This window comes from Pseudarthrobacter sp. S6, from assembly GCF_050156575.1.
Taxonomy (GTDB): Bacteria; Actinomycetota; Actinomycetes; order Actinomycetales; family Micrococcaceae; genus Arthrobacter.
This window is the reverse complement of sequence record NZ_CP189581.1, coordinates 2,364,153-2,390,871: the sequence shown is the minus strand read 5'-3', so window position 1 is coordinate 2,390,871 and position 26,719 is coordinate 2,364,153. Positions and strand designations below refer to the sequence as shown.

Sequence of the window (26,719 nt, the reverse complement as noted above, 5' to 3'; positions counted from 1 at the left end):
GTATCTCCTGGAATCGGGTTCAGGCCTGCAGGCCAGCGAGGGAGTCCTTGGCGGCGGCGGCGACAGCCTCCGCAGTGATGCCGAACTCCTGGAACAGGCGCTTGTAGTCTGCCGAAGCGCCATAGTGCTCGAGCGAGATGGAACGGCCGGCATCGCCAACGAATTCCCTCCAGCCCAGGGCAAGGCCGGCTTCGACCGAGACGCGTGCCTTGACTGCTGCGGGGAGCACGGACTCGCGGTAGGCCGCGTCCTGCTTGTTGAACCATTCGACGCACGGCATGGAGATGACGCGGGCGGCGATGCCTTCGGCCTGGAGGGCTTCGCGGGCCTGGACGGCCAGCTGGACCTCGGAGCCGGTAGCGATCAGCAGCACGTCGGCCGGAACGGTTGCGCCGTCCCTGGCCGCTTCGGCGAGGACGTAGCCGCCCTTGGCGACGCCGTCAACGGAACCGAACGTGTCGCCGTCGGCCACGCCTTCACCACGGGCGTAGGTGGGGATGTTCTGACGGGTCAGGACGATGCCGGCCGGGTTTTCGTGGTTCTCCAGCATGGTCTTCCATGCGATGCCCACCTCGTTGGCGTCGCCGGGGCGGACTACGTCCAGGCCCACAATGGCGCGCAGCGTGGAGAGCTGCTCCACCGGCTGGTGGGTGGGACCGTCTTCGCCCAGGCCGATGGAGTCATGGGACCACACGTAGATGGACGGGACACCCATCAGAGCCGAGAGGCGGATGGCCGGGCGCTGGTAGTCACTGAAGATCAGGAACGTACCGGAGAATGCCCGGGTCCGGCCGTGCAGCGAGATACCGTTCACGATCGACGCCGCGGCGTGCTCACGGATGCCGAAGTGCAGGACGCGGCCGTAAGGGTTGCCCTTCCATGCATCGGTGGAGCGGGAAACCGGGATGAAGGAGGCGGAGCCTTCGATGGTGGTGTTGTTGGACTCGGCGAGGTCAGCCGAACCGCCCCAGAGTTCCGGCATGACCGGTCCGAGTGCGTTCAGGACCTTACCCGACGCTGCCCGGGTGGAGACATCCTTGCCAGCTTCGAAGACCGGCAGTGCGGCGTCCAGGCCTTCGGGCAGTTCGCGGGCCTCGATGCGCTGCAGGAGAGCCGCGCCTTCGGGGTTGGCGGCCTGCCAGGCGTTGAAGGACTCTTCCCATTCCTTCTTGGCGGCGGCACCGCGGTCAACCACCGAGCGGGCGTGGGCCAGGACGTCCTGGTCAACGTCGAAGGACTTGGCGGGGTCGAAGCCCAGCACGGACTTCAGGCCTGCGACTTCCTCGGCGCCCAGGGCTGAACCGTGGATCTTGCCCGTGTTCTGCTTCTTGGGCGCCGGGTAGCCGATGATAGTGCGCAGCGAGATGATGGACGGCTTGGACGTCTCGGCCTTTGCGGCGAGCAGCGCAGAGTACAGCTCCTGCACGTCCTCTTTGTATTCGCCGGTCTTGGTCCAGTCGACGCGCTGGGTGTGCCAGCCGTAGGCCTCGTAGCGCTTGAGGACATCCTCGGTAAAGGAGATGTCAGTGTCGTCCTCGATGGAGATATGGTTCTCATCGTAGACAACTACAAGGTTGCCCAGTTCCTGGTGGCCGGCCAGCGAGGAAGCCTCGGAGGTCACGCCTTCCTGCAGGTCCCCGTCGGAGGCGATAACCCAGATGGTGTGGTCGAAGGGGCTTTCGCCGGCGGCAGCGTCGGCGTCGAACAGGCCGCGCATCCGCCGCTGTGAGTAGGCGAAGCCCACCGAGGAGGCCAGGCCCTGGCCCAGCGGGCCGGTGGTGATTTCGACACCGGCGGTGTGCTTGTACTCCGGGTGGCCCGGGGTCAGCGAATCCCAGGTGCGAAGCGCCTCAAGGTCCTTCAGTTCCAGGCCGTAGCCGGACAGGAACAGCTGAATGTAAAGGGTGAGCGACGTGTGGCCAGGGGACAGGATGAAACGGTCACGTCCCAGCCAGTCCGGGTTACGGGGGTCGTGGCGCATCAGCTTCTGGAAGAGAAGGTATGCGGCGGGTGCCAGGCTCATGGCAGTGCCGGGGTGACCGTTGCCGACCTTCTCGACGGCATCCGCAGCCAGGACGCGGATGGTGTCTACGGCGCGCTGGTCCAAGCTGGTCCATGACAGTTCTTGCTCTTCCAAATGTGGCACGAAAACCGGGCCCCTCTCTGTGCTGATGGTGGGCGGTACACGGGATCCGCTCCGGGGCACGCTATGGTGCCTGCTGCGGTGTGTACCAGCCGTTCACCATCGAAACGTTGATCTATCATTCAGCGGGGCTGTTGGAACGCGTTTTCCAACGTATTTCTGCCGGGTGCTGATCTGGTGACAGCTTAGCTCCATTCCACTCTCCGGTCAGCGCAAATCTCACCTTTTGGACGCAATTTCCCCTTATGTGAATCGTCATTTCGTGAGGTTGAGTTAATCTGCTCGAATCACCCTGTGCGCAATCATAAGGGCCTAATCACGGGGCATCTGTTACAAATGCGCACGGTATGATACTTGGAGGCCTACGCCGGTAGCCGAGCCCTAATAAGGGCGGCGGCAGACACCAGGCGTTGCCGGGACCTACTTCTGATGACCATTGGCGGGCAGCCCGGCCAACGGCCGTAAGACACAGCTGCACCGCCAGACAGAACTGCCAACCAGAACGGGTGACTGCCACCGTGAGCACAACAGATACGCCGCTTAACGCTTCCCGCACCAGAGGGGGAGCCGGGTTCGCCCGTAAGGCCAAGGCGTATTTCGCCCTCACCAAGCCGCGTGTCATTGAGTTGCTGCTGGTCAGCACCCTCCCCACCATGATCTACGCCGAGCGCGGCTTCCCGCCGATCGGGCTGATCCTGGCCACCTTGGTAGGCGGCGCGTTTGCTGCCGGCAGCGCCGGTGCCTTCAACTGCTACCTGGACCGCGACATCGACAAACTGATGCACCGGACTGAGAACCGTCCCCTCGTCACCGGCGAGGTGACGCCCCGCGAGGCACTGGTTTTCTCGTGGCTGCTCGGCGCGGCGGCAATTGGAATTCTCTGGTTCGGGGCCAACCCGCTGGCAGCGTGGCTCGGGCTCGGCGCGATCTTCTTTTATGTGGTCATCTACACCATCATTCTCAAGCGCCGAACGGCACAGAACATTGTGTGGGGTGGAGCCGCCGGCTGCTTCCCGGTGCTGATTGCCTGGGCCGCTGTGACCAACACCGTCGAGTGGCCGGCCGTCATTTTGTTTATGGTCATCTTCCTCTGGACGCCGCCGCACTACTGGCCGCTTTCCATGCGCTACGGCGAGGACTACCGCAACGCCAACGTACCGATGCTGGGAGCGATCGCCGGCGCCAAGGTGGTTTCTGTCCAGGTAGTCCTCTATGCCTGGGCCATGGTGGCCTGCTCGCTGCTGTTGGTCCCCGCCGGTGGCGCGGGCTGGGTCTATACGGCCACCGCAGTCCTGGCAGGTGCCTGGTTCCTGAACGAGTCGCACTCCCTGTACAACCGTGCGCAGCGCGAGGACATCTCGGACAAGCGGGCCATGAAGGTCTTCCACGGCTCCATCAGCTACCTGACACTGCTGTTCATCGCCTTGGCCGTGGATCCGTTCGTCGGATCAGCGATCATCAGCCAGTAGCCCTCCTCAACAAACAACGCGGGGTCACGTACCGCCCGTTCCGGACCTCCGGATGGGCGGTAAGTGACCCCGCGTTTGACTAATCGGCAGCTGCCGGGCGGCGCGCTTACGTGACCGGGCTTGAACGGGCGAGGTCGGCGGTGTTTGTTGCCGCGCTCATCAGCAGTGCCGCGCCGAGCATGTGGGCGCCCACCAGCAACGCAGGGATGCCGTTGTAGTACTGGGTGAAGCCGATGACTGCCTGCAGCATGGTTACAGCCAGGAGCAGCAGGACGGATGTGCGGAACGGTCCCTGGATCCGGCGGACAATCACCAGCACCAGTGCGAACAGTGTTCCAGCCGTGATCACGTACGCCGGAACGGCGTGGATGTGGGAGAACAGGTCCCAGTCAAGGCCATTGCGGGGTGCGTCGGCGTCACCGGCGTGGGGCCCGGAGCCGGTCACCACAACGCCGAGCATCACGGCAAGAGCGGAGAAAAGCGCGACGGCGGCCGACACCGGACGCAGGACCCCCGGCAATGTGGGGAGCTGGATGGCCGAGTGGCGGCCTGTCCTTCCGTACGCCCGGTTGACGAGCAGTGTGGCGATCACCACGAGGGCCATGGACACGAGGAAGTGAAGGCCCACCACCCACGGATTGAGGTTGGTCAGCACGGTGATACCACCGATCACCGCCTGTGCCGGAATGCTGGCCAGCAGGCCGAGCGCCAGCAGGAAGAGGTCCCGACGCTCCTTGCGAAGGTTCCACAAGTACACAAGCATGGCCACCGCAACCGCTGCCAACGCAAACGTCAGGAGCCGGTTGCCGAACTCAATGAAGCCGTGAATCCCCATTTCGGCAGTGTTCACCAAAGAGGTGTCCGTGCAGCGGGGCCACGTCGGGCAGCCGAGGCCGGACGCGGTCAGCCGCACCGCGCCGCCGGTCACCACCAGCAGCGTCTGGCCGACCAGGGACGCCACCGCGAGGCGGCGGACGCTGGCGTCAACGGTACGGGGCAGTCTCGCGACGAGGCGGCCGGCGATTTGGGGGAGGCGTGAAGCCGTGCTCACGGATATCTCAATTCCACTTGAACCAACGGATGGCTGCTGCCCCGGCAAGAACTGTCCAGAGCAGCAGGATAAGCGCGGCGCCGCTGTTCAGCGCGCCGTGCAGGAATGCTTCGCGCATGGCCTCGCCGAGTGCGCCGGAGGGTAGATAGTGGACCACTTGCTGCGCCAGCGCGGGCATCCGCCCCGCGGGAATAACGATCCCGCCGAGGGCGCCCAGCAGGATCCACAGCAGGTTGGTGATGGCGAGGGTGGCCTCGGGCCGCACGGTGCCGGCCACCAGGAGTCCCAACGCGGTGAACGCCACGCCGCCCAGGGCCAGCAGCAACAGGCCAGGGAGCCAGCCGGAGGCAGGCGGCTGCCAGCCCAGAGGAAGCGCCACCAGTGTCACAACTGCAACTTGGAGGCAGAGTACCGCCAGGACCGCCAGCACTTTACCCGCGATGAGGCCTTCGCGGCCCAGGGGTGTGGTGGACAGGAAGCGGAGAACTCCGTACCGCCGATCGAATCCTGTGGCGATTCCCTGCCCGGTAAATGCCGTGGACATCGCGCACAAAGCCAGGATGCCTGGGACCGCCACATTGATGCGGCTGGCTCCGAAGCCGTCAAGGAATGGGGTGACAGTGAGGCCCACCAGCACAAGAAGGGGCAGGACCACGGCGAGGATCAGCTGCTCGCCGTTCCTGAGCATGGTCAGGGATTCATACCTGCCCTGCAGCAGGACGCGGCGCAGCAGCGTGGCCGGCGCTCCCTGGGTGGCGCTGGCTGCGGGAGCCGTCATCGGATGTCCTTTCCCGAGATGTCGAGGAAGACATCTTCCAGGCTTCGAGCCGCCAGGCTCATGGAACCGGGCATAACGTCGTGGGCAGCCCACCAGGCGGTCAGCGACGCGAGATCGTGGGGTGTGAGGGCACCCATGGCAACGTAGCTTCCGGCCCGCGTTTCAGAGACCGCGATGGCTTCGGGCAGCACGCCGGTGAAATCCAGCCCGGGGGGCGCCTCGAACACCAGGGTGCGCGCATGGTCCGCGCCGGCCTCCACCGCCGGATCCCGCTGCAGCAGCTGGGGAACTGTTCCCTCGGCGACGTTCCTGCCGGCGTCGATGATGTACACGTAGTCGGCCAACCGCTGGGCGTCGTCCATCAGGTGCGTTGTGAGGATGATGCCCATCCCGGTTGCCCGCAGTTCCGAGATGAGCTCGAACACCAGCTGCCGGGACTGGGGATCCAGGCCGGCGCTGGGCTCGTCCAGGAATAGGACTTCCGGATTTCCGATCAGGGCTGCGGCGAGTGCCAGCCGTTGTTTCTGCCCACCGGAGAGCCGGCGGACGGTGGTCCTGGCGAAGGTGTCAATACCAAGTCGTTCCACCAGTTCGTCGACGGAGCGGGGCCTCGCGTACATTCCGGCGATGTGCCGCAGGAGCGGGATGGGACGGGCCGACGGCGGGAGGCCGCCGTCCTGAAGCATCACGCCTACGCGGGACCGCAGGTCAGCGCCCGCTCGGCCCGGATCCTGGCCGAGCAGCGAGATGCTGCCCCCGTTGCGTTTCTGCAGGCCTTGGGCGCATTCGATGGTGGTGGTTTTTCCAGCTCCATTGGCGCCCAGGAGGGCGGTGACCTGGCCGCGTTCGGCCACAAAAGATACGCCGTTGACTACCCGGAGCATTTTTCCGTCCAGGCTGGCCAGCGGACCAACATCCTTGATTAACCCGCTGATGGACAGAACCGGGGATTCGGGGGATCGCACCCAAGCATTCTACGCGATGTAGTACTGGCGGGGCCGCAGGTGACCCCAGCCGCAGGTCAGCCTGACCTTACTAGTACGGGGGAGTAAATTACGACATGATTGTGTTGTGTATTCCATGACCAATGCTGCTGCTGTGCCGTTTGCCGGGCACAGAGCGCCACGTACCGCCGCTGATCGCGGCCACGTGGCCGCTGTGCCGGTAGCGGACTCCGACGAGCGTACCCGGGACCGGGTCCTTGGCGCCGTGCTCGAGCATGGCCCTATCAGCGCTGCGGAACTCGGAGACATGCTCGGTTTCACGCCAGCCGCGGTCCGGAGGCATCTTGATCATCTGGCCCGCAGTGGGGTTATTGAGGTCAAGCGTGCAGCCAAGGCAGGTGCAGGCGCGGGGCGACCCGCCCGCCGCTATGTCCTGAGCTCGCAGGGCCAGTCCACGCTTGGCAACGATTACCTCGACATCGCTGCCCTCGCGCTCAAGCAGCTCCAGGCAGTGGCGGGCGAACAGGCAGTCCGCGCGTTCGCCGTCGAACGTTTTGCCGACATGGAACGCCGTTACGCACCCGAGATAGAACAGGCCGGACGGGACATCACCGCCAGGGCGCAAGCATTGTCCACGGCGCTGAGCCGGGATGGGTTCGTGGCGTCGGCCGCCTCGATCGAAGCCAGGGCCCCGCTGCCGGCCGCACTGTCCAGCGTCCAGCTGTGCCAGGGGCATTGCCCCATCCAGCAGCTCGCCGCCCAGTTCCCCGTCTTCTGCGATGTGGAGACCGAAGTGTTCTCCCGTCTCGTCGGCGTTGACGTGCGCCGCCTGTCCACGCTGGCGCGCGGCGGACACGTCTGCACTACCCACATACCCACAGGCCGGCTGGCTGCCGGGGGACCACACGTCCCGCAGGCAGCCCCCGCCAGCCTGGATGAAGTAACCAACCATCAGCAAGAAAGGCCGTGATGACGGACCAACTATCAGAGAAAGCGGTAGCCGAAGACACTGTGATCTCGGAGATTCTGGAAAAGAATCCCGAGCTCCACGGCATCGGCACATATGAGTACGGCTGGTCTGACAAGAACGATGTCGGTGCCAACGCCCGCCGCGGTATCAATGAAGACGTCGTCCGCGACATCTCGGCCAAGAAGAGCGAGCCGAAATGGATGCTCGATCTTCGTCTCAAGGGCCTGAAGTACTTCGACCGCAAGCCCATGCCCACCTGGGGTGCAGACCTCTCGGGCATCGACTTCGACAACATCAAGTACTTTGTGCGTTCCACCGAGAAGCAGGCCACCAGCTGGGAGGACCTGCCCGAGGACATTAAGAACACGTACGACAAGCTCGGCATCCCCGAGGCCGAAAAGCAACGCCTGGTTTCCGGCGTCGCCGCCCAGTACGAGTCCGAGGTTGTCTACCACCAGCTGCGTGAGGACCTCGAAAAGCAGGGCGTCATCTTCCTGGACACCGACACCGCGCTGCGCGAACACCCGGAGATCTTCCAGGAGTACTTCGGCACGATCATCCCCGTGGGCGACAACAAGTTCGCGTCGCTGAACACGGCCGTCTGGTCCGGCGGTTCCTTTGTGTACGTCCCCAAGGGCGTCCACGTGGACATTCCGCTGCAGGCATACTTCCGCATCAACACGGAAAACATGGGCCAGTTCGAACGCACCCTGATCATCGCCGACGAGGACTCCTACGTCCACTACATCGAAGGCTGCACCGCGCCGATCTACACCTCGGATTCGCTGCACTCCGCTGTGGTGGAAATCATCGTGAAGAAGGGCGCCCGCGTCCGTTACACCACCATCCAGAACTGGTCCACCAACGTGTACAACCTGGTGACCAAGCGTGCCATCTGCGAAGAAGGCGCCACCATGGAATGGGTTGACGGCAACATCGGCTCCAAGGTCACCATGAAGTACCCGGCCGTTTACCTCGTAGGCGAGCACGCAAAGGGCGAGACTCTGTCCATCGCCTTCGCCGGCGCCGGTCAGCACCAGGACACCGGCTCGAAGATGGTGCACATCGCGCCGAATACCAAGAGCTCCATCATCTCCAAGTCCGTGGCCCGCGGCGGCGGACGGGCTGCTTACCGCGGACTGGTCCAGGTCCGTGAAGGTGCCAAGCACTCAGCGAACACCGTCCGTTGCGACGCGCTGCTGGTGGATACCATCAGCCGTTCGGACACCTACCCGTACATCGACATCCGCGAGGATGACGTGGTGATGGGCCATGAAGCAACTGTTTCCCGGGTCAGCGAAGAGCAGCTCTTCTACCTGATGTCCCGCGGCATGCGCGAAGACGAGGCCATGGCGATGATCGTCCGTGGCTTCATCGAGCCCATCGCCCGCGAACTCCCGATGGAGTACGCACTTGAGCTGAACCGCCTGATTGAACTGCAGATGGAAGGGTCCGTCGGATAACGATGACTGAAATCACTACTGAAAAGGCGCGCATCGGCGCGCCCTCGGCCCAGCCGTTTATCAACGGTTTCACGGAAGAGGGCGAAAGCCTGTCTCCGATCAACTCGAACGCTTCCAAGGCCCCCCTGGCCGGGGAAGCCGTCAAGCGCCACTCGCACGGCGGCGGCGTCGGCATTCCGGACAGCTCACGCGCTGGCCGGCTGACCTCGTACAACCTGGCGGACTTCAAGCCCCTCACCGGGCTTGAGGAAGACTGGCGCTTCACCCCGCTCAAGCGCCTGCGCGGCCTGCACAGTGAGGTCCTTGCGGGACCGGCTCCGACCGTAACCGTCAGCGGCCCGGAGCAGGTCACGGTTGAGACCGTGGCACGCGGCGACAAGCGCATCGGTTCCGCCGGAATCCCGGAGGATCGCGTGTCCGCGAACGCCTGGGAAAACTTCAGCGAAGCCACCGTCCTCACCATCCCGGCCGAGTTTGAAGCCGAGACCGAGGTCACTGTCGCGATCGACGGTACCTCGACGGCGGCAGCTGCCCAGCACCTGGTGATAATAGCGGAGAAGTTCTCCAAGGCCGTTGTGGTCCTGAACCACCAGGGTTCGGCCGTTGTGTCCGAAAACATCGAAATCGTTGTTGAAGACGGCGCCAACCTCACTGTTGTCTCGCTCCAGGAATGGAACGACGACGCCGTTCACGCCTCCTCCCAGCAGGCAAAGATCGGTCGCGACGCCAAGTTCAAGCACGTCGTGGTCAGCCTCGGCGGGGACCTGGTCCGCGTCACGCCCTCTGCCCGTTTCACCGCCCCCGGCGGAGAAGCGGAAATGTTCGGCCTGTACTTTGCCGACGCCGGCCAGCACCTGGAACAACGGCTCTTCGTTGACCACGCGGTGGCGAACTGCACCTCCAATGTGCTCTACAAGGGCGCCTTGCAGGGCCGCAACGCGCACGCCGTGTGGGTAGGCGACGTCCTGATCCGCAAGGAAGCCGAAGGCACGGACAGCTACGAGGCCAACCGCAACCTGCTGCTCACGGACGGCGCCCGCGCCGACTCCGTGCCGAACCTTGAGATCGAAACCGGCCTGATCAAGGGAGCCGGCCACGCCAGCGCCACCGGCCGGCTGGACGACGAGCACCTGTTCTACCTCATGGCCCGCGGTATCCCTGAGGATGTTGCCCGCCGACTGGTGGTCCGTGGCTTCCTGCACGAGATCATCCAGCAGATCAAGGTACCGGCCCTCGAGGAGCGGCTTACCGAGGCTGTTGAGCGCGAACTCGCCGTGACGAACAACTAGACGGCGCGGAAAACAGATGACTGACCAGCCAAAGGGCGAATTTGTCTGCAAAACGGATGAAATCCAGCTCAAGCAGGCTCTTCGGATTCTGATCGATGACTACCCCGTAGCCATCGTCAAGGACTCCATGGGAGACATCCACGCCATCGGGGACACCTGCTCGCACGCGGACATCTCGCTGTCCGAGGGTGAAGTGGAAGGGTGCATGATCGAATGCTGGGGCCACGGCTCCCAGTTCGATCTGCGCAGCGGTGAGCCGCTCCAGCTGCCCGCTTACGATCCCGTCCCGGTGTTCGCCGTCGAGATCGTGGGCGACGAGGTCTACGTGGACTTTACGAACGTGCTCAACGGAGTGGAAGCCCCGAACTTCAGCTAGCAGCATCAGCCGGACAGATCAGCCGCCCGCGGCAATACCAAGCAACAGAACCAAAACTTCCAGATACAGACCGCACCACCGCCGGAGGGCGCGGTGCAGAGGAGAACAAGACCTATGTCTACTCTTGAGATCAAGGACCTGCACGTCAGCATTGACACGGAGCAGGGCACCAAGGAGATCCTGAAGGGCGTCAGCCTGACCATCAAGACCGGTCAGACCCACGCCATCATGGGCCCCAACGGTTCAGGCAAGTCCACCCTGGCTTCCACCATCGCCGGGCACCCGCGTTACAAGGTCACCAACGGAACCATCACGCTCGACGGCGAGGACGTCCTCGCCATGAGCGTCGACCAGCGTGCCCGCGCCGGCATCTTCCTGGCCATGCAGTACCCCGTGGAGGTCCCCGGTGTGAGCATGACCAACTTCCTGCGCACCGCTAAGACCGCCATCGACGGCGAAGCACCCAAGCTGCGCACCTGGACCAAGGACGTCAAGGCGGCCATGGCTCAGCTGCGCATCGACGCTGACTTCGCCGAACGCAACGTCAACGAGGGCTTCTCCGGCGGTGAGAAGAAGCGCGTGGAGATCCTCCAGCTGGAACTCTTCAAGCCGAAGTTCGCCATCCTGGACGAGACCGACTCGGGCCTGGACGTTGACGCCCTGAAGGTTGTGTCCGAAGGCGTCAACCGCGCTCATGAGACGGGCAACATGGGCACGCTGCTCATCACGCATTACACCCGCATCCTGCGTTATATCAAGCCTGACTTTGTCCACGTATTCGTGGACGGCCAGGTTGTCGAAGAGGGCGGCCCGGAGCTGGCAGACCGCCTTGAAGACGAAGGCTACGACCGTTACGCCACGGGCGCCGGCGCAGCCACCATCGCTGCTGCCCAGGCCTAGTTAGGACTTGCCATGACCGAAATCAATGTGGCCCGCACGGGCCTCGAGGACGTCGAAGAGGCACTCAAGGACGTCATCGACCCTGAACTCGGGGTGAACATCGTGGACCTCGGGCTGCTGTACGGCCTGAAGTACTCCGACGAGGACGGTGCGCTGCTGATCGACATGACGCTCACCACGGCAGCTTGCCCGCTCACCGATGTCATCGAGGAGCAGGTAGGCAAGTCCCTGGACGGCGTCGTGGACGACTGGCGCCTGAACTGGGTGTGGATGCCGCCGTGGGGACCGGAGCGGATCACCGATGACGGCAAGGACCAGATGCGGGCCCTCGGCTTCAACATCTGACATGAAAAGTACGACGGCGGCCGGCTACCTCCCCAGCGGAGGAAGCCGGCCGTCGTCGTTCTTTTCTAGTTCGTGCTGCCGTCGGCGACGGATCCTGTCACAGGCTAGGCGACGAGAACGTGTCGCACTGGTTAATGTCGCCGCTGGTGTAGCCGGTGTAGAACCATTTCTGCCGTTGTTCGCTGGAGCCGTGCGTCCAGGCCTCGGGCGAGACCCTGCCCGTGGCGGCTTCCTGGATCCGGTCATCGCCCACTGCCGAAGCTGCGGACAGGGCATCCTCGAGGTCCTGCTGGGTGATCGGTTCCAGGAACGGCTGGCCGTCGGGTCCGGGCTGGGTTGAGGCGTGCTTTACCCAGAGCCCGGCATAGCAGTCGGCCTGGAGCTCCGTTCTGACAGCACCGGACGCCGGCCCCTGCGGATCCTGCTGCGCACGGTCGAGGTCCCCCAGCACGTTCTGGATGTGGTGGCCGAATTCGTGGGCCACCACGTACTCCTGCGCCAAAGGACCTCCCGAGGATCCGAAGCGGTTCACGAGCTCCTGGAAGAACCCGGGATCGAAATAGGCGGTGCTGTCCGTGGGGCAGTAGAAGGGGCCCACCGCGCTGGAAGCTGTCCCGCAACCGCTGTTGACGGCCCGATCGAAGATTACCGTCTGCGGCTGGGGATACTGGACGTTGTAGTCCCGGAGGTAGGCTGGCCAGAACGCGTTCAGGCTGTTGACCGTGGCGGTGATCCGGCAGTCCAGCCGGGCGTCAGCGTCGGCCCCCGTGGCGCAGGCCGGCGCCGTCCCTTGATTTTGGTCAGCCGTGCCAGTGCCGCCCGTCAGGCCTTCCAGCATGGCGGGATTGACGCCAAGGAGGACTGCAATGAGCAGGATGATCCCGCCCCCGATCCCGCCGCCGACTTTGGCACCGCGGCCCATGCCGCGCCGGTCCTGGACCTGGGAGGGGTCCAGCCGGACGTTGTCATTGAAGCTCATCAAGTCACAATAGCCTTTACCCGCTGCACCGAAGCCGAGTCGGCCCGGTAAAGTTGGTTCGATGCCTTTTCTCGACAAAATCCAGCGCTGGGCCGAAGAACGCCCCCATGACACTGCCGTTGTGGTGGCCGGCCAGCGGCTGCGCTGGGCTGAGCTGCGGGACGCCGCCGCAGCCGCTCTGCCAGGGACAGCAGCCGTCACAGTCCTGGCGGAGGCCAACTCCGTTGACTTCGCCGTGAAGTTCACCGCAGCCGTTGCCGGCGAGCGGCAATGCGCAGTCCTGGATCCGACCTGGCCGACGTCCCTGCACGATGAGATCGTTCAACGGCTGGCGGAATCAGCCAAACCGGGCACAGTTTCGGCAGCGGATGCCTTGGCGGACGGGCCGCCGGACTCGACGTTCCTGATCGGACTCACCTCAGGCACCACCTCGGTGCCCAAGGCGTTTACCCGGTCCAGGCAGTCCTGGCGGCAGTCCTTTGACGCGTCCGTTGAGTTCTTCGGCTTCGCCCAGACCGACGTCACGCTCGCGCCCGGCCCCCTGGCCGCCAGCCTTAACCTCTACGCCCTCGCTGAGTGCCTCTACGCGGGCTCCCAATTCCAGACGCTGGGGAGGTTCGACGTCGGTGATGTCCACACCGCCATTACGCACGACGGCGTGACCCGGCTGATCCTCGTGCCCACCATGCTGCGGCTGCTGAGTGAGCGCGGCCTGACCGGCTGCGTTGATGCCTCCGGCATCCGGAGCATCATCTGCGCAGGCTCGAAGCTGGACGCACGCACCCTTGAAGCAGCACGGCGCTGGGCGCCGAACGCCACCATCTTCGAGTACTACGGCGCGTCCGAACTTAGCTTTGTCTCCGGTGTGGGGCTGGCGGCGGGGGAGCTGCTGGACGCCGGGGGAACAGGGATCGGACATCCGTTCCCGGGCGTGGATGTCAGAATCCTGGACGACGACGGTTCCGAACTCCTGGACGGCGAAGCCGGCAATATCTGCGTCCGCAGCGGCATGGTTAGCAACGGCTACCTGTGGGGTGACGACGGGCAGGCGCTGCGCTCCTTCAACGGCTGGTTCACGGTGGGGGACCAGGGCTACCTCGCCGACGGCGAACTGCACATCCTGGGGCGGCGCGCCGACATGATCCTGACCTCGGGAAAGAACGTCTATCCGCACGAAGTGGAACTCGCCCTGGCGGCCGTGCCGGGCGTGGCTGCTGCTGTTGCCGCTGGAATACCCGATGACCTCCGCGGCCAACGGGTGGTTGCAGGCGTCATTCCGTCCCACGGCGGAATCACGGCCTTGCAGCTCAAGGCAGGACTCGAAAACATCCTGCCGCGGGACAAACGGCCCCACCAGTACTTCGCACTGTCCGAACTTCCCACGACGGACCGGGGCAAGATCAGCCGGAATATCCTGCTGGAATGGATCGGCTCCCACGACCCGAGGGCGCGGCATCTTGACCGCTGACCTGCAACCCCATGGCTTGCCGCCTGGTGACTTTGTGCCCGCGGACCGGCAGCCCGTGATCATCGCGGCGCGGCGTACAGCGATCCGGCGCGCCAACGGTGCGCTGAAGGAATTGCGTGCCCACCAGCTTCTGGCGCCGGTCCTGGTCAACCTCCTGGCCGATGCCCAGGTGCCGGCCGAAACCGTCACGGATGTGGTGATCGGCAACGCCGTGGGCGGCGGCGGCAACGTGGCCCGACTCGCCCTCCTTCAGGCAGGGCTGCCGGTCAGCGTGCCGGGACTGACTGTCGACCGCCAGTGCGGGTCAGGCCTCGACGCGATCGTCCTGGCCGCCCGGCTGGTGGCCGCCGGCGGAAACCCCGTGTATCTCGCCGGGGGAGTGGAGAGCATCAGCACGGCTCCGCTGCGGGCTTACCGGGACAACGACGGCGAGCCCGCCTTTTTTGCCCGGGCCCAGTTTGTGCCGCACAGCTTCGGCGACCCGGATATGGGGGTCGCTGCCGAGAACGTAGCGGCCCGGTTCGCGGTCAGCCGGGAGCGGCAGGATGCCTTGGCGCTGCGCAGCCATCGGCGGGCGCTGGCTGCCGCCGGAGCAGGATATTTCGCCGCCGAAATCACCACGCTGGAAACGCAGGCCGGACCCATCTGTGCCGACGACGGCCCCCGGGCCGGACTGACTGCTGCCGTGCTGAAGCGCTTCCCGCCCGCTTTTGTGCCAGGGGGGACTGTCACCGCCGGGAACTCATGCTTCGACGCGGACGCCGCGTCCGCCGTCGTGGTTACTTCATTGCAGCGGGCCCGGGAACTCGGTGCCGTTGACGGGCTCCTGGTGCTGGGCTCGGACACTGCCGGCGTGGACCCCGACGTGCTGGGGATCGGCGCAGCGGTTGCCGCGGAGCGGCTCCTGAAGGCGAGGGGACTGTCCGCGGACGGTTGTGACCTGGTGGAGTTCAACGAAGCCTTCGCGTCCCAGACCCTGGCGTGCCTGGACAAGTTGGGCATCGATCCGGAGCGGGCCAACCTTGACGGCGGGGCGCTGGCATTGGGCCACGCCTATGGTGCGTCCGGGGCAGTACTGATGGCCCGGCTTCTCGCCCACGCCCGGCGCACCGGGAACCATGGCTCCCTGGCCCTGGCTCTGATCAGTATTGCCGGCGGCATGGGAACGGCCGCGCTGCTGCGCTACGAGTTCCTGGCCGGCCGACAGGACCCCTGAGCCGAACAAAGCACATCTAACGGCCCCTCAGTCTTCCGCGTCGCCCAGCCCGCGTGCAGCCAGTGCTTCGCCGGTCTGGCGGGCGAAGGCCACGGTGGTGATGAAAACGGGCAGCACGAGGGCGCGCGGGTTGCGCTCAAGCCCTCGGGCCCGGGCGGAATCCCTGACGTCTGCGAAGGCGCCGGCGATATACGGGATGCTGCGGAGCATGATGGCGATGGTCAGCGCAAAACGCTCGGGGTCGGCGCCGAAGCGGCGGAACGGTGTGGCCAGCGATACAACACCGTCCAGGATCCGCTGCATAGGGGTCGTGGCTGTCAGCAGGGACGCCGCCACCACGCAGACCAGGATGTTAAGGACAATCCGGGCGGCCGTGGGTCCACCCAGCTGCCACCACTGGAACAGGCCGATGACCACCAGCACAAGGCCAACCGGACGGACAGCACCGACCAGCCGGCGGGCGCCGGCACCCGTCAGGAGAAACAGGACGCCGAGCGCCGCCAGCACCGCGGCAGATACCAACCAGTCGACCACCAGGAAAGACAACAGGCCGCAGCCCACCACCAGCAGAAATTTCAGTGCAAGCGGCGTCCGGTGGATGATCGAATTCCCCGGGACGTAGTTGGCCAGCAAGAAGCCGTGCCCTCTCATGGCGCGGCCAGGCCGTTGGTGACCAGGTCCCGGTATGCGTCGACGGCCGCGGCGGGGCCGCCGTCGAACATCACGCGTCCCGCCTCAACCACCAGCACGCGGTCCATTTCCAGGGCGAGGTCGAGGTCGTGTGTGGACATCACAATCTGCTGGCCGAGGCCGGAAAGTGTGCGGCGCAGGAGTTCGCGGTTCCGGAGGTCCAGGAGGGTGGATGGTTCATCCAGCACCAGGACAGTGGGACTCACGGCCAATACAGCGGCGAGGGCCATCAGCTGGCGTTCACCGCCGGAGAGTTCGTAGATGCTCTGGTCCGCGAGCGGCAGCAGGCCAAGGCGCTCCAGGGCCGCTTCCGCCAGCCTCCGCCGCTCCGCACCGTGGCGGACCGGGCGGCGCAGCGAAAGCTCCACGTCCTCGCGCCCCGTGGGCATGACCAGCTGAGATAAGGGATCCGTAAAGACGAACCCCACCTGCCGGCGTACGGCCCGCACGGCCCGGACAGTATCGGCGCCGTCCACGGACACGCTGCCGGAACTTGGCTGCACCAGGCCGTTAATCAGCCGCAGCAGTGTGGACTTGCCGGACCCGTTGGCCCCGATCACGCCGATGCGCTGTTCCGTCAGTTCAAGCGTGACGTCCCGGAGCAGGGACTTCGGTTCCGGGCGGTTGTCAACAGCAACGGCCACTGAGGCCTGCCGGAAAGAAATGGTTGCCATGGCGGGACTAGTTGCTGATCCGCTTCACCCGGCGGACCAGGACGTCGGGAAATGCCCGGTGCAGTGACACTGCGATCACCGCGGCGAGGATGTTCTTGATCACGTCGCCGGGGTAGAAGACCAGGTCTGCGAGGAAGGCGTCACCCAGTGAAGCTTTGGTGTTCAGGGCGATCCCGGCGACTCCGAACATGTGCACGAACGCGATGCTGGTGACCATCGCCGACGCGAAGAACCACAGCGCCCGGGAACGTGTTGTCCGCCGGATCACCACGATGGCCAGCCAGCCGACAACGGCTGCAGCGATGGGGAAAGCAATGATGTAACCGGCCGAGGGGCCGGCCAGAATGGCCAGTCCGCTGCGGCCCTGGCTGAAGATCGGGAGGCCGGCCAGGCCCAGGAGTGTGTACAGGGCGACGGCGGCGAAACCTCGGCCGGGGCCCAGCATCAGTCCGGTTAGCATCACCGCAAGGGTCTGGAAAGTGATGGGGATGCCGAACACGTTCGCAGCGATGCCAGGCACCATAGCGGAGCCGGCAACGAGCGCTGCGAAGACGGCGATCAGGCCCAGGTCGGTGGCATTCCACCGGTTCCGGAGGCGGGAAGTGGTGCCGGTGGCGGCGGTGTCTGTCTGGCTCATGGGGTGTTCCTGTCGTTGTTGTACAAGCGAAGCATGGGGTGATCCTGACGTTACCGGCCGCCGTCGGGCGCCATTTTGTAGGGGACCTACTAAACGGGATGCCCGGGGTTGACGGCCGGGCACAACCGTTGAGCCAACGTACGACGGCGGTGGAGCGGTTATGGGGCCAAGCTGAGGCCGGTAGACTTGGAAAGGCCGTTCTGTCGGCCATTCTGCCCGGCTGCTTCCAGACGTCATCCGATGAGCTGCGGCGTTTCCCCGTTGTGAAAGGCCTTACCTGCTGTGATTACTGTCCAGGATCTTGAACTGCGCGCCGGCGCCCGGCTCCTCATGGACCAGGTGAGCTTCCGCATCGACAAGGGCGACAAGATCGGCCTCGTAGGCCGTAACGGCGCAGGCAAGACCACCCTGACCCGGGTACTCGCGGGCGAAGGCCAGCCCGCCGGCGGCAAGGTTACCCGCAGCGGCGAGATCGGCTACCTGCCGCAGGATCCCCGCACCCCGGACATGGAACAGCTCGCCCGCGACCGCATCCTCTCCGCCCGCGGCCTGGACATAGCCGTCAACAAGCTCAAGCAGACCCATGAGGACATGGCCAGCGAGGACACCGAGGTCCAGCGCAAGGCGATGAACCGCTATGACCGGCTGGAATCGGAGTTCCTGGCCGCCGGCGGCTACGCGGCCGAGGCCGAGGCCGCTGCGATCTGCTCCAACTTGGCCCTCCCGGACCGGCTGCTGAACCAGCCGCTCAAGACCTTGTCCGGCGGCCAGCGCCGTCGAGTGGAACTCGCCCGGATCCTGTACTCGGACGCCGAAACGATGCTCCTCGATGAGCCCACCAACCACCTCGACGCTGACTCCATCACCTGGCTCCGCGAGTTCCTGAAGAACCACCAGGGCGGCCTGATCGTGATCAGCCACGACACCGAGCTGCTCGAAGCCACCGTCAACAAAGTGTTCCTGCTGGATCCCAACCGCGCCAAGGTCGACTTCTACAATATGAACTGGAAGCGCTACCTGCTCCAGCGCGAAACGGACGAGCGCGCCCGCAAGCGTGAGCGCGCAAACGCGGAGAAGAAAGCCCAGGTCCTCATCGACCAGGCCAACAAAATGCGCGCCAAGGCCACCAAAGCGGTCGCAGCGCAGAACATGGCCAAGCGTGCCGAACGTCTGCTGGGAGGCCTCGAAGCCGTCCGCGCGACCGACCGCGTGGCAGCCCTGCGTTTCCCTGATCCGTCACCCTGCGGCAAGACTCCGCTGACCGCGGACGGACTCAGCAAGTCCTACGGTTCGCTGGAGATCTTCACCGACGTGGACCTGGCCATCGACCGCGGTTCCAAGGTGGTCATCCTGGGCCTCAACGGCGCCGGCAAGACCACCCTGCTGCGGATGCTCGCCGGCGTCGACAAGCCGGACACCGGCGAGGTCGTGGCGGGCCACGGCCTGAAGGTGGGTTACTACGCCCAGGAGCACGAGACGCTCGACGTGGACCGCACCGTCCTGCAGAACATGCGCTCCTCCGCCCCGGACATGAACGACGCGGAAGTCCGCAACATCCTGGGCTCGTTCCTGTTTTCCGGAGACGACGTCGATAAGCCCGCCGGTGTGCTCTCCGGCGGCGAGAAGACCCGGCTGGCTCTGGCCACCATCGTGGCCTCAAGCGCGAACGTGCTTCTCCTCGACGAGCCCACCAACAACCTCGACCCGGCCAGCCGCGCCGAAATCCTCGGGGCACTGAGCAACTACACCGGCGCCGTCGTCCTCGTGAGCCACGATGAAGGAGCCGTCGAAGCACTGAACCCCGAACGCGTCGTACTGCTGCCCGACGGCATCGAGGACCACTGGAACGAAGACTACCTGGACCTGATTACGCTCGCTTAGCCTTCTCGGCGTCCGGTCGCCTGTCGCTTAGCCCCGCACGGGATTTGCCGCGAACTAGCTCGTTCCGTGACAGAACGTTCGTCAGTAGCCCTGCGCGTCCAGCAGGGCGTCTTCCTCTTCTTCGGCGGTCGCCTTCTTGCGTTTGCGGGCAACAGGCGGGCGACGGCGGGCTGCCGCAGCGGCGGAATGCACGGGGCTGCCGGAATCCCGCGACCCGTCTTCACCCTCAAGCTCATCCTCGGCGTCGATCGCAGCATTCCTGGCCTGCTGCCGTGCGGCGTACCCGAAGCCCACGAACATCAGAACGCCAAAGGCAAACCACTGCAGGGAATAGGACAGGTGCGTGCCTTCTTCAGTGGCCGGCTTCGGGAACGGGACGGGCGCGTCAGCGGGGGCGGGAGATTCAGACGCGAGCTGTCCGTAGGCGCCAGTCAGGACCGGGTATCCCAGTTGGTCCGCATAGGTGGGGAGATCGATGGAAGCAAGCTGGCCCTCGGGGGCGCCACGGTCCAGTTGGGGCTCCCCGTGCTTGAGGCGGACGACGGCGGTCACTGGGCCGGCAGGAGGCGCCGGAATGGAATCGGGACTCCCCGGGTTCTTGTTGCCGATGGGCAGCCAGCCGCGGTCAATCACCACAGTTTCGCCGGTCTCGAGCTTGAAGGGGACAACCACCTCATACCCGGGCTGCCCGTTCAGCGGACGGTTGCGGACAATGCGCTGACCGTCGGGAGCGTAGGTGCCTTGGAGTTCCACCTGGGTCCATTCCTTCGACGGGTCCAGCGCGGCGAACTCGTCCCTTGCCGCGTCGAAGGCGATGGGCGTGGCGGAATAGTTGGTGACCACGCGGTTGATCTCCGCGAGTGTCTCTGCGCGGCGGTCCATCTGCCAACGGCCAAGGAACACGCAGGCGGCGGCGAAGATGGCGGCCAGCAGGAGGTATCCCAGCCATTTGCTGGAGAAGAGAAAGCGGTACATTCAGCCGTCCTGCCCTACCGGCGCCCGGCCGGCGGCATGCCCCGAATCCAGGACCAGGGTTTCCTTCCAAAGGCCGCGGGTCTGGAGGTAGTCTTCGAGCCAGTCACGGTGGTCGTTGCAGGCAAGCCAGGTTTTGCGGCGTTCCGGCGTATGGATCTTGGGGTTGTTCCAGAGCAGTTGCCAGGACGCTTCCGCACGGCACGCCTTGCGGGAGCACATAGCAGCCATGGCCGGCGGTGGACCAGCAGTCCCTGCAGCCAGGTCAAGAATGTTCATGAGGCGCGCCGTTCCTGTCCTTGCGTGGGTTCGTCGTCGTCATCAATGAGTTCGCCCTGGATGACCGTGGACGTGGTGCCGTCCTGTTCCGGCAGCCCGGCTTGGCTTTCCAGCTCGGCCAGCGGGGCCGAGTCGAGCAGCGAGTCGCTGTGGATCTCCGCCTGGTCGCTGCCGTTCGCGATCACCACCGCAATCCACGGGAGGAAGACGGCGCCAGCGACCATAACGAGCTTGAACCAGCCGTCCACCACAAAAATAAGGATGAGGCAGACCATGCGGATTCCCATGGCCAGCGCGTACTTGATCATGCGCCGGCGCATGTCCTCCGAGTGGGCGTCCGCCGCGTCCGTAATGCTGTAGACCCCGGAATCCCCGGAGAAACTTTCGGGCTCTCCGGGCACGGACTGTCCGGCATGGTTTTCAAGGGTCACGGTTGATTGATCACGCTCCAAAGGCTTGCCTCAATTCTCTCACCATCGGCAGTGGCGCCCAAACGCGGGCTAAGATCGGAGGCAGCAAAAATCACACCTCGTCCTACCCGCGGCTGCACGTGCCGCAGAATCCCGGAGCGTTTAATGTCTGAAGCAGCTACATCGGCCCGCAGTGTCCTGATCACCGGTGGAAACCGCGGCATCGGCCTGGCCATCGCGCAGGCTTTTGTGGCCAATGGCGACAAGGTGGCCGTGACTTTCCGGAGCCCCTCGGAGCTGCCGGCCGGCATTCTGGGCGTAAAGGCCGATGTGACCGACGAAGCCTCCGTCGATGCGGCCTTCGCCGCGGTGGAAGCCGCCCACGGTCCCGTTGAGGTCTTGGTGGCAAACGCGGGAATCACCAAGGACACGCTCCTGATGCGGATGAGCGAAGACGACTTCACCTCGGTGATCGACACCAACCTCACCGGAGCTTTCCGGGTCATCAAGCGCGCTTCGAAGGGCATGATTCGGATGCGCAAGGGCCGCGTGGTCCTCATTTCCTCGGTCTCGGGCCTCTACGGCGCGCCGGGCCAGATAAACTACTCCGCTTCCAAGGCCGGCCTGGTGGGCATCGCCCGCTCCCTGACGCGTGAGCTGGGTTCACGCGGGATCACAGCAAACGTGGTGGCCCCCGGATTCATCAACACGGATATGACGGCGGAACTGCCCGAGGCCACCCAGAAAAACTACCTCTCCGGCATACCAGCCGGCCGCTTTGCCGAGGCTTCGGAAGTGGCCAACGTGGTCCGCTGGATTTCCAGCGACGAGGCCGCCTACATTTCCGGTGCCGTCATCCCCGTCGACGGCGGACTCGGCATGGGCCACTGAAACGAGGGTGAGCTGCCTTCTTTGTCGGGGTCCCACAAGTGATTGTGGACTGGGCGCTGGCATGATTGACACCAGACCTCAACGGATTTAGACGTTTCGAACAAAGGAGCCCATATGGGACTGCTGGATAACAAAACCGCCATCGTGACCGGATCCTCACGGGGAATCGGCGCCGAAGTGGCCAAGAACCTCGCTGCCGAGGGCGCCGCCGTCGTCGTTAACTACCGCCAGAAGGCGCCGCGCGCCAACAAGGTGGTAGCAGGAATCGAAGCTGCCGGCGGCCGCGCCACCGCCGTGGGTGCGGACCTCACCACCCAGGAAGGCGTGCAGGCCCTGGCCAGCGCGGCCCTGGAGAACTTCGGTTCGCTGGATGTCCTGGTGCTCAACGCGTCCGGCGGCATGGAGTCCGGCATGGCAGACGACTACGCCCTTAAGCTCAACCGCGATGCCCAGGTCAATATGCTCAACGCCGCCGTGCCCCTGATGAAGGAAGGCTCCCGTGTGGTCTTCGTGACCAGCCACCAGGCCCACTTCATCAACTCCGTGCCCACCATGCCCGAATACGAGCCTGTGGCCCGGAGCAAGCGTGCCGGCGAGGACGCCCTGCGTGAGCTCCTCCCGAACCTGGCTGAGAAGGGCATCTCGCTGGTGGTTGTGTCCGGCGACATGATCGAAGGCACCGTCACGGCAACGCTGCTGGACCGCTCAAACCCGGGTGCCATCGAAGCCCGCCGCGCTGAGGCCGGAAAGCTGTACTCGGTGGAGGAGTTCGCTGAAGTTGTGGCCGGCATGGCTACGGCCGACGTCGAATCCGGCCACACGGAGTACGCCGGCGGCTCCGACTACTTCGGCAAGGGCGTCAACTAAACTTCACCAACGCAGGATGGCACGTCGCAGCATTGTTCCTTGAGACCATTGCCGCGACGTGCCTTCTGGGCGTATCGGCGGAGGTTGCTTCAGACCCCGGCGATGTGGCGCACCGCGTCGAGATACGGCATGTTGATCGCAGAATCCGCGACGGCCCGGACCGCAGGTTTGGCGTTGAAGGCCACTCCGATTCCGGCGGCTCCGAGCATATCCAGGTCGTTGGCGCCGTCGCCCACGGCAATGGTGTGTTCCATCGCGATGCCTTCGGCGGCCGCCCACTCGCGCAGGTACTTTTCCTTCGCCGCACGATCGATGACGGCACCAATTACTTTGCCGGTCAGGGCGCCGTCCACAATTTCAAGCTCGTTAGCCAACCAGTAGTCCAGGCCCAGATCCTCCGCGATGGGACGCAGGATCTGGTTGAACCCGCCGGACACCACGGCCACCACATGGCCCGCAGCTTTGAATGCCGCAACCAGCTCAGCGGCACCGTCGCTTAGCTTCACTTCCGCCCGGACGGAATCGACGACGGCGGCCGGCAATCCTGCGAGCACGGCCACCCGCGCGTGGAGGCTTTGCGCAAAGTCCAGTTCACCGCGCATAGCGGCTTCGGTGACTGCCGCCACTTCCTCCCGCTTGCCCGCGTAGGCCGCCAGGAGCTCAATGACTTCTTGCTGGATCAGCGTCGAATCAACGTCCATGATCAGCAGCTTCCGCGGAGCCGAACGCAAACCTGCGGGAACGATGGCGGTGTCCAGGCCGGCCTGCGCCGCCTCGGCCACCGCCCTGCGGAGTGCGGAAATACCGTCGTCCGTGCCGTCGGCGATAGTGAGCTCGGCAGTGTGGACTTCAAACCGGTTGTCCCCGCCCCTTGATTGTGATTGGACGGTGGCGCCACTGCCCGTCAGGGCGTCGTGCACGGTATCGAGCCCGCTGGCGGTCAGTTTTAGGCCATAGCTGACCGCAGTCACGTTCGAAGTCATGGCTGCAATCTTAGTCAGCGGGGCAGGGTCTTCCGAATTGATTGCGCCAGGTTGATGGCGAACCCCTGCGGGCCGGCAGGCGTGCGGCGACTGTGACCCGTATCGCTGCCCAAGCATCAGTTATCAGTCCGCCCCTGTTTTGTCCTAGTGTCTACTCCTATGAGTGATGTTCTTGAATTGGCCGCCGTCAGCGTTGTCCGTGGGGCTAAAACGCTCCTGAACAAAGTTGACTGGCAGGTTAAAGAGGGCGAACGCTGGGTCATCCTGGGACCCAACGGCGCAGGCAAGACCACTCTCCTGCAGATTGCCGCGGCCCGTCTTCACCCAACGAGCGGCATTGCCGGCATCCTGGAGGAAATCCTCGGCTCCGTGGACGTGTTTGAACTCCGTCCCCGCATCGGCCTGTCCTCCGCCGCCCTGGCCAACCAGATTCCCGGGCACGAAACGGTCCTCAATGTTGTTGTCACCGCGGCGTACGGTGTCACGGGCCGCTGGCGTGAAGGCTATGAAAAGGCTGACGAACGCAGGGCCTTCAGGCTGCTGAATGACTGGGGCATGGGTCCGTTCCTGAACCGGGCTTTCGCGTCCCTGTCCGAGGGTGAGCGCAAGCGGGTACAGATTGCCCGCGCCCTCATGACTGATCCAGAACTTCTTCTGCTGGACGAACCTGCGGCCGGCCTGGACCTGGGTGGGCGCGAGGACCTGGTGCACCGCCTCAGCGAACTGGCCGGTGATGAGTCCGCTCCGGCCATTGTCCTGGTTACCCACCACCTCGAAGAGGTGCCACCGGGGTTCACCCACGCGATGTTGCTCCGAGACTCCAACGTGGTGGCAGCCGGACCCCTCGCGGGCGTGCTGACGGCGGAGCACCTCAGCAAGACATTTGGCGTGGAACTCGACGTCACCGTCAACGCTGGCCGCTACACCGCCACCGCCCGCCGCTAGGCCGCAGCGCCGCCAACCGTGGATCTTCTCAGTAGCATCTTTGTGTTTTTTGCCGGCCTGTGGGCCGGCACCATTAACGCCGTTGTAGGCTCCGGCACCCTGGTCACGTTCCCGGTCCTGATCGCCCTCGGGGTCACTCCCGTGGTGGCTTCCATGAGCAACGCTATGGGCCTTGTGGCCGGCACCGCAGCGGGTGCGTGGGGGTACCGCCGCGAGCTCAAGGGCCGCGGCCTGCAGTTGTTGAAGCTCCTGCCGGCGTCGCTGCTGGGCGGCATCACCGGGGCATGGTTGCTGTTGCACCTGCCGGAGAAGGTCTTCCACTACGTGGCCCCGGTGCTCCTGGTGCTTGCCCTGCTGATGGTGGTGTTCCAGCCGCGGCTGCAGGCCTGGGTCCGCAATCGCGAGGAAAACCCCGAGCACGCCATCAAGGACAAAAGGCACGGCATTCTCCTGATTGTCCTGGTGTACCTGGCCGGCGTCTATGGGGGATACTTCGTGGCCGCCCAGGGCATCCTTTTGGTGGGCATCCTGGGCGTATTCCTCACCGGCACCATCCAGAACGCCAACGCCATGAAGAACATTCTGGTCCTCGGCGTCAACCTCGTGGCCGCCGTGTCCTACCTGCTTTTCGCCTTTGACCGGATCAACTGGCTGGTGGTGCTCCTGATCGCCGTGAGCTCCACAATCGGCGGCCTTCTGGGCTCCAAAGTTGGGCGGCGGCTGTCCCCGGCTGTGCTGCGGACCGTCATCTTTGCGCTCGGCCTGATGGCGCTGGGCTTTATGATCGCCAACCTGCTGAAATAATCAGCCGGTGACAATCCATTATCTTGAATCCGCCGGGGACCCCCGCGTCTCCGACTACACGCAGCTGACGGACGTGCACCTGCGGAAGCTCCGCGAACCGGCTGAAGGAATGTACATCGCCGAATCTTCGCGGGTCCTACGCAGGGCATTAGCGGCCGGCCACCGGCCAAGGTCGTTCTTCCTGGCGGAGAAATGGCTGGCTAACCTGCAGGATCTCCTCACTGCCTACCCGGACGTTCCCGCCTTCATTGGCAGCGCCGCCCTGCTCGAAGAGATCACCGGGTTCCACCTGCACCGCGGCGCCATGGCCGCAATGCAGCGGCCGGAACCGGTGCCCCTCCACGAGCTGCTGGCTGGCGCGCACCGGGTCGCGGTCCTGGAGGACATAGTGGCCCACACCATTGTCAGTGGTTCCAAAGTACGAGAGCCAAATCGCGCCCATACACGAGGACGATCAAGGATCGCGATTCTGGAGGACTTGACCGATCATACAAATGTCGGAGCCGTGTTTAGGTCGGCAGCGGCGATCGGTGTCGACGCTGTGTTGATCACGCCGCAATGCGCTGACCCGTTGTACCGGCGTTCGATCAGGGTCAGTATGGGCACGGTTTTCCAGGTGCCGTGGACGAGGATTGACCCTTGGCCAGCTGGTATCGAACAGCTGAAAGAGGCGGGCTACTACATAGCCGGCATGTCTCTGGGGGAGGGAGCCATCACTCTTGATGAGTTGGTGGCCCAGGATCATCAGAACCTGGTGTTGATCTTCGGTACCGAAGGCGACGGGCTGAAGCCCGAGACCGATCAATTACTCGATGCCCGAGTGACGATTCCGATGATGAACGGCGTGGATTCACTGAATGTTGCTTCCTCGTCGGCTGTGGCGTTCTACGCGACGAGGTAACGAATGTCAGTGAGAGGAAGTCGGATAACGTCCTTATCAGGGGCCTTCGTTTGGCATGATCCCAGCCGGGTCGGCTGCCAGTCACAGACCGACGATTGGACTCATCTGATAGCGGGCTCAGGCGAAATATAGGGGATGGGTGTCGCAGCCCTGCCGCGCCGCGTGCCTAAGCCAGTACCCACCGATCCGGTTCGGGGTCGTGCTGACTCCTGAATTTGTCGGGTTTGTGTTTTTGGGCAGGAGTCATCGACCGGCCTCGCTGTCGGTGGTGTTCCACGTTTTGGTTCCTGGTTGCGCCGGACCGGCTGGAGGGGCGGCCGGGCTGGCCGTGGCCACAATTTCCGGTGGACTTCTCCGTCGTTCCTCGGTGCGGGCGGGCGCATCACATATCTTT

At 64.7% G+C, this 26,719-nt stretch carries 27 protein-coding genes; 15 read left to right on the top strand and 12 right to left on the bottom strand.

The annotated features are described in order from the left end of the window. Positions 1-19: 19 nt before the first annotated feature. The gene (gene tkt, locus ACQCS0_RS11410; protein WP_354155769.1) at positions 20-2,137 is read right to left on the bottom strand and encodes a transketolase; all 2,118 of its coding nucleotides are present in this window, start codon (positions 2,135-2,137) and stop codon (positions 20-22) included. Positions 2,138-2,649: 512 nt separating this feature from the next. Here tkt and ACQCS0_RS11405 point away from each other — a divergent pair. After that, entirely contained in the window at positions 2,650-3,612 is a 963-nt protein-coding gene (locus tag ACQCS0_RS11405; RefSeq protein ID WP_282331509.1) for a heme o synthase, read from the top strand. 106 nt (positions 3,613-3,718) lie between these two features. Here ACQCS0_RS11405 and ACQCS0_RS11400 read toward each other — a convergent pair whose 3' ends face one another. Genes ACQCS0_RS11400 through ACQCS0_RS11390 form a run of 3 tightly spaced genes read right to left on the bottom strand, consistent with a single transcriptional unit; the run spans position 3,719 to position 6,406 of the window. Further along, complete coding sequence (locus ACQCS0_RS11400) at positions 3,719-4,663, bottom strand: COX15/CtaA family protein (RefSeq protein ID WP_354155762.1); 945 nt, start codon at positions 4,661-4,663, stop codon at positions 3,719-3,721. 7 nt (positions 4,664-4,670) lie between these two features. Continuing rightward, a complete protein-coding gene (locus ACQCS0_RS11395; protein ID WP_354155761.1) occupies positions 4,671-5,441 on the bottom strand; it encodes an ABC transporter permease in 771 nt (256 codons plus the stop codon). Then, on the bottom strand, positions 5,438-6,406 hold the full coding sequence (locus ACQCS0_RS11390; protein ID WP_354155760.1) for an ABC transporter ATP-binding protein: 969 nt from the start codon (positions 6,404-6,406) through the stop codon (positions 5,438-5,440). The genes ACQCS0_RS11395 and ACQCS0_RS11390 overlap by 4 nt, the downstream gene beginning before the upstream one ends. A gap of 106 nt (positions 6,407-6,512) precedes the next feature. Between ACQCS0_RS11390 and ACQCS0_RS11385 the strand changes: the two genes are divergently transcribed. From ACQCS0_RS11385 to ACQCS0_RS11360, 6 genes are all read left to right on the top strand, one after another. Further along, positions 6,513-7,355 (top strand): MarR family transcriptional regulator, encoded by an 843-nt coding sequence (locus ACQCS0_RS11385; protein WP_354155759.1) that lies wholly within the window; start codon positions 6,513-6,515, stop codon positions 7,353-7,355. Continuing rightward, complete coding sequence (sufB, locus tag ACQCS0_RS11380; protein WP_185260505.1) at positions 7,355-8,818, top strand: Fe-S cluster assembly protein SufB; 1,464 nt, start codon at positions 7,355-7,357, stop codon at positions 8,816-8,818. The genes ACQCS0_RS11385 and sufB overlap by 1 nt, the downstream gene beginning before the upstream one ends. Positions 8,819-8,820: 2 nt before the next feature. After that, positions 8,821-10,107, top strand: coding sequence for a Fe-S cluster assembly protein SufD (sufD, locus tag ACQCS0_RS11375; RefSeq protein WP_354155758.1), 1,287 nt, complete (start codon positions 8,821-8,823; stop codon positions 10,105-10,107). Positions 10,108-10,123: 16 nt separating this feature from the next. Then, complete coding sequence (locus ACQCS0_RS11370; RefSeq protein WP_354155757.1) at positions 10,124-10,483, top strand: non-heme iron oxygenase ferredoxin subunit; 360 nt, start codon at positions 10,124-10,126, stop codon at positions 10,481-10,483. A gap of 114 nt (positions 10,484-10,597) precedes the next feature. Continuing rightward, a complete protein-coding gene (gene sufC, locus ACQCS0_RS11365) occupies positions 10,598-11,383 on the top strand; it encodes a Fe-S cluster assembly ATPase SufC (protein ID WP_282331502.1) in 786 nt (261 codons plus the stop codon). 12 nt (positions 11,384-11,395) lie between these two features. Then, on the top strand, positions 11,396-11,728 hold the full coding sequence (locus ACQCS0_RS11360) for a metal-sulfur cluster assembly factor (protein WP_185260509.1): 333 nt from the start codon (positions 11,396-11,398) through the stop codon (positions 11,726-11,728). Between the two features lie 97 nt (positions 11,729-11,825). On the opposite strand, the gene ypfJ is transcribed toward ACQCS0_RS11360, so the two are convergent. Further along, complete coding sequence (gene ypfJ / locus ACQCS0_RS11355; protein ID WP_354155768.1) at positions 11,826-12,707, bottom strand: KPN_02809 family neutral zinc metallopeptidase; 882 nt, start codon at positions 12,705-12,707, stop codon at positions 11,826-11,828. A gap of 61 nt (positions 12,708-12,768) precedes the next feature. Here ypfJ and ACQCS0_RS11350 point away from each other — a divergent pair, with 61 nt between their 5' ends. Beyond that, positions 12,769-14,175, top strand: coding sequence for a class I adenylate-forming enzyme family protein (locus tag ACQCS0_RS11350; protein WP_426938397.1), 1,407 nt, complete (start codon positions 12,769-12,771; stop codon positions 14,173-14,175). Then, a complete protein-coding gene (locus tag ACQCS0_RS11345; protein ID WP_426938396.1) occupies positions 14,165-15,391 on the top strand; it encodes a thiolase family protein in 1,227 nt (408 codons plus the stop codon). Before ACQCS0_RS11350 ends, ACQCS0_RS11345 begins: the two co-directional genes overlap by 11 nt. Before the next feature lie 27 nt (positions 15,392-15,418). Here the strand turns inward: ACQCS0_RS11345 and ACQCS0_RS11340 are convergent, their stop codons facing one another. From ACQCS0_RS11340 to ACQCS0_RS11330, 3 genes are read right to left on the bottom strand one after another with little or no spacing between them, the layout of a single operon-like run. After that, the gene (locus ACQCS0_RS11340) at positions 15,419-16,042 is read right to left on the bottom strand and encodes an energy-coupling factor transporter transmembrane component T family protein (protein WP_193342852.1); all 624 of its coding nucleotides are present in this window, start codon (positions 16,040-16,042) and stop codon (positions 15,419-15,421) included. After that, complete coding sequence (locus tag ACQCS0_RS11335; RefSeq protein WP_354155754.1) at positions 16,039-16,755, bottom strand: ABC transporter ATP-binding protein; 717 nt, start codon at positions 16,753-16,755, stop codon at positions 16,039-16,041. The genes ACQCS0_RS11340 and ACQCS0_RS11335 overlap by 4 nt, the downstream gene beginning before the upstream one ends. Positions 16,756-16,762: 7 nt before the next feature. Further along, positions 16,763-17,392, bottom strand: coding sequence for a biotin transporter BioY (locus ACQCS0_RS11330; protein ID WP_354155753.1), 630 nt, complete (start codon positions 17,390-17,392; stop codon positions 16,763-16,765). A gap of 282 nt (positions 17,393-17,674) precedes the next feature. Here ACQCS0_RS11330 and ACQCS0_RS11325 point away from each other — a divergent pair, with 282 nt between their 5' ends. Next, the gene (locus ACQCS0_RS11325) at positions 17,675-19,273 is read left to right on the top strand and encodes an ABC-F family ATP-binding cassette domain-containing protein (RefSeq protein WP_193342849.1); all 1,599 of its coding nucleotides are present in this window, start codon (positions 17,675-17,677) and stop codon (positions 19,271-19,273) included. Positions 19,274-19,354: 81 nt separating this feature from the next. Here the strand turns inward: ACQCS0_RS11325 and ACQCS0_RS11320 are convergent, their stop codons facing one another. The 3 genes from ACQCS0_RS11320 to ACQCS0_RS11310 are packed head-to-tail and all read right to left on the bottom strand — an operon-like array spanning position 19,355 to position 20,955. Then, positions 19,355-20,248, bottom strand: coding sequence for an SURF1 family cytochrome oxidase biogenesis protein (locus ACQCS0_RS11320; RefSeq protein WP_354155752.1), 894 nt, complete (start codon positions 20,246-20,248; stop codon positions 19,355-19,357). Continuing rightward, a complete protein-coding gene (locus ACQCS0_RS11315) occupies positions 20,249-20,524 on the bottom strand; it encodes a hypothetical protein (protein WP_354155751.1) in 276 nt (91 codons plus the stop codon). After that, a complete protein-coding gene (locus tag ACQCS0_RS11310; protein WP_354155750.1) occupies positions 20,521-20,955 on the bottom strand; it encodes a DUF3099 domain-containing protein in 435 nt (144 codons plus the stop codon). The genes ACQCS0_RS11315 and ACQCS0_RS11310 overlap by 4 nt, the downstream gene beginning before the upstream one ends. 144 nt (positions 20,956-21,099) lie before the next feature. On the opposite strand from ACQCS0_RS11310, the gene fabG reads away from it, so the two are divergent. Together fabG and ACQCS0_RS11300 are read left to right on the top strand one after the other, a co-directional pair. Beyond that, positions 21,100-21,825 (top strand): 3-oxoacyl-ACP reductase FabG, encoded by a 726-nt coding sequence (gene fabG / locus ACQCS0_RS11305; protein WP_354155749.1) that lies wholly within the window; start codon positions 21,100-21,102, stop codon positions 21,823-21,825. 114 nt (positions 21,826-21,939) lie between these two features. Continuing rightward, positions 21,940-22,692 (top strand): SDR family oxidoreductase, encoded by a 753-nt coding sequence (locus ACQCS0_RS11300; protein ID WP_354155748.1) that lies wholly within the window; start codon positions 21,940-21,942, stop codon positions 22,690-22,692. An 89-nt stretch (positions 22,693-22,781) separates the two neighbouring features. Here ACQCS0_RS11300 and serB read toward each other — a convergent pair whose 3' ends face one another. Next, a complete protein-coding gene (gene serB / locus ACQCS0_RS11295) occupies positions 22,782-23,675 on the bottom strand; it encodes a phosphoserine phosphatase SerB (RefSeq protein WP_354155747.1) in 894 nt (297 codons plus the stop codon). A 159-nt stretch (positions 23,676-23,834) separates the two neighbouring features. Here serB and ACQCS0_RS11290 point away from each other — a divergent pair, with 159 nt between their 5' ends. From ACQCS0_RS11290 to ACQCS0_RS11280, 3 genes are read left to right on the top strand one after another with little or no spacing between them, the layout of a single operon-like run. Beyond that, positions 23,835-24,620: an ABC transporter ATP-binding protein gene (locus tag ACQCS0_RS11290; protein WP_354155746.1), complete on the top strand. Its 786-nt coding sequence runs from the start codon at positions 23,835-23,837 to the stop codon at positions 24,618-24,620. 18 nt (positions 24,621-24,638) lie between these two features. After that, positions 24,639-25,424 (top strand): sulfite exporter TauE/SafE family protein, encoded by a 786-nt coding sequence (locus ACQCS0_RS11285; protein WP_104061457.1) that lies wholly within the window; start codon positions 24,639-24,641, stop codon positions 25,422-25,424. A 7-nt stretch (positions 25,425-25,431) separates the two neighbouring features. Continuing rightward, positions 25,432-26,325 carry an RNA methyltransferase gene (locus tag ACQCS0_RS11280; protein WP_354155745.1) on the top strand — a complete coding sequence of 298 codons (894 nt, stop codon included), beginning with the start codon at positions 25,432-25,434 and terminating at the stop codon, positions 26,323-26,325. Positions 26,326-26,719: the final 394 nt, after the last annotated feature.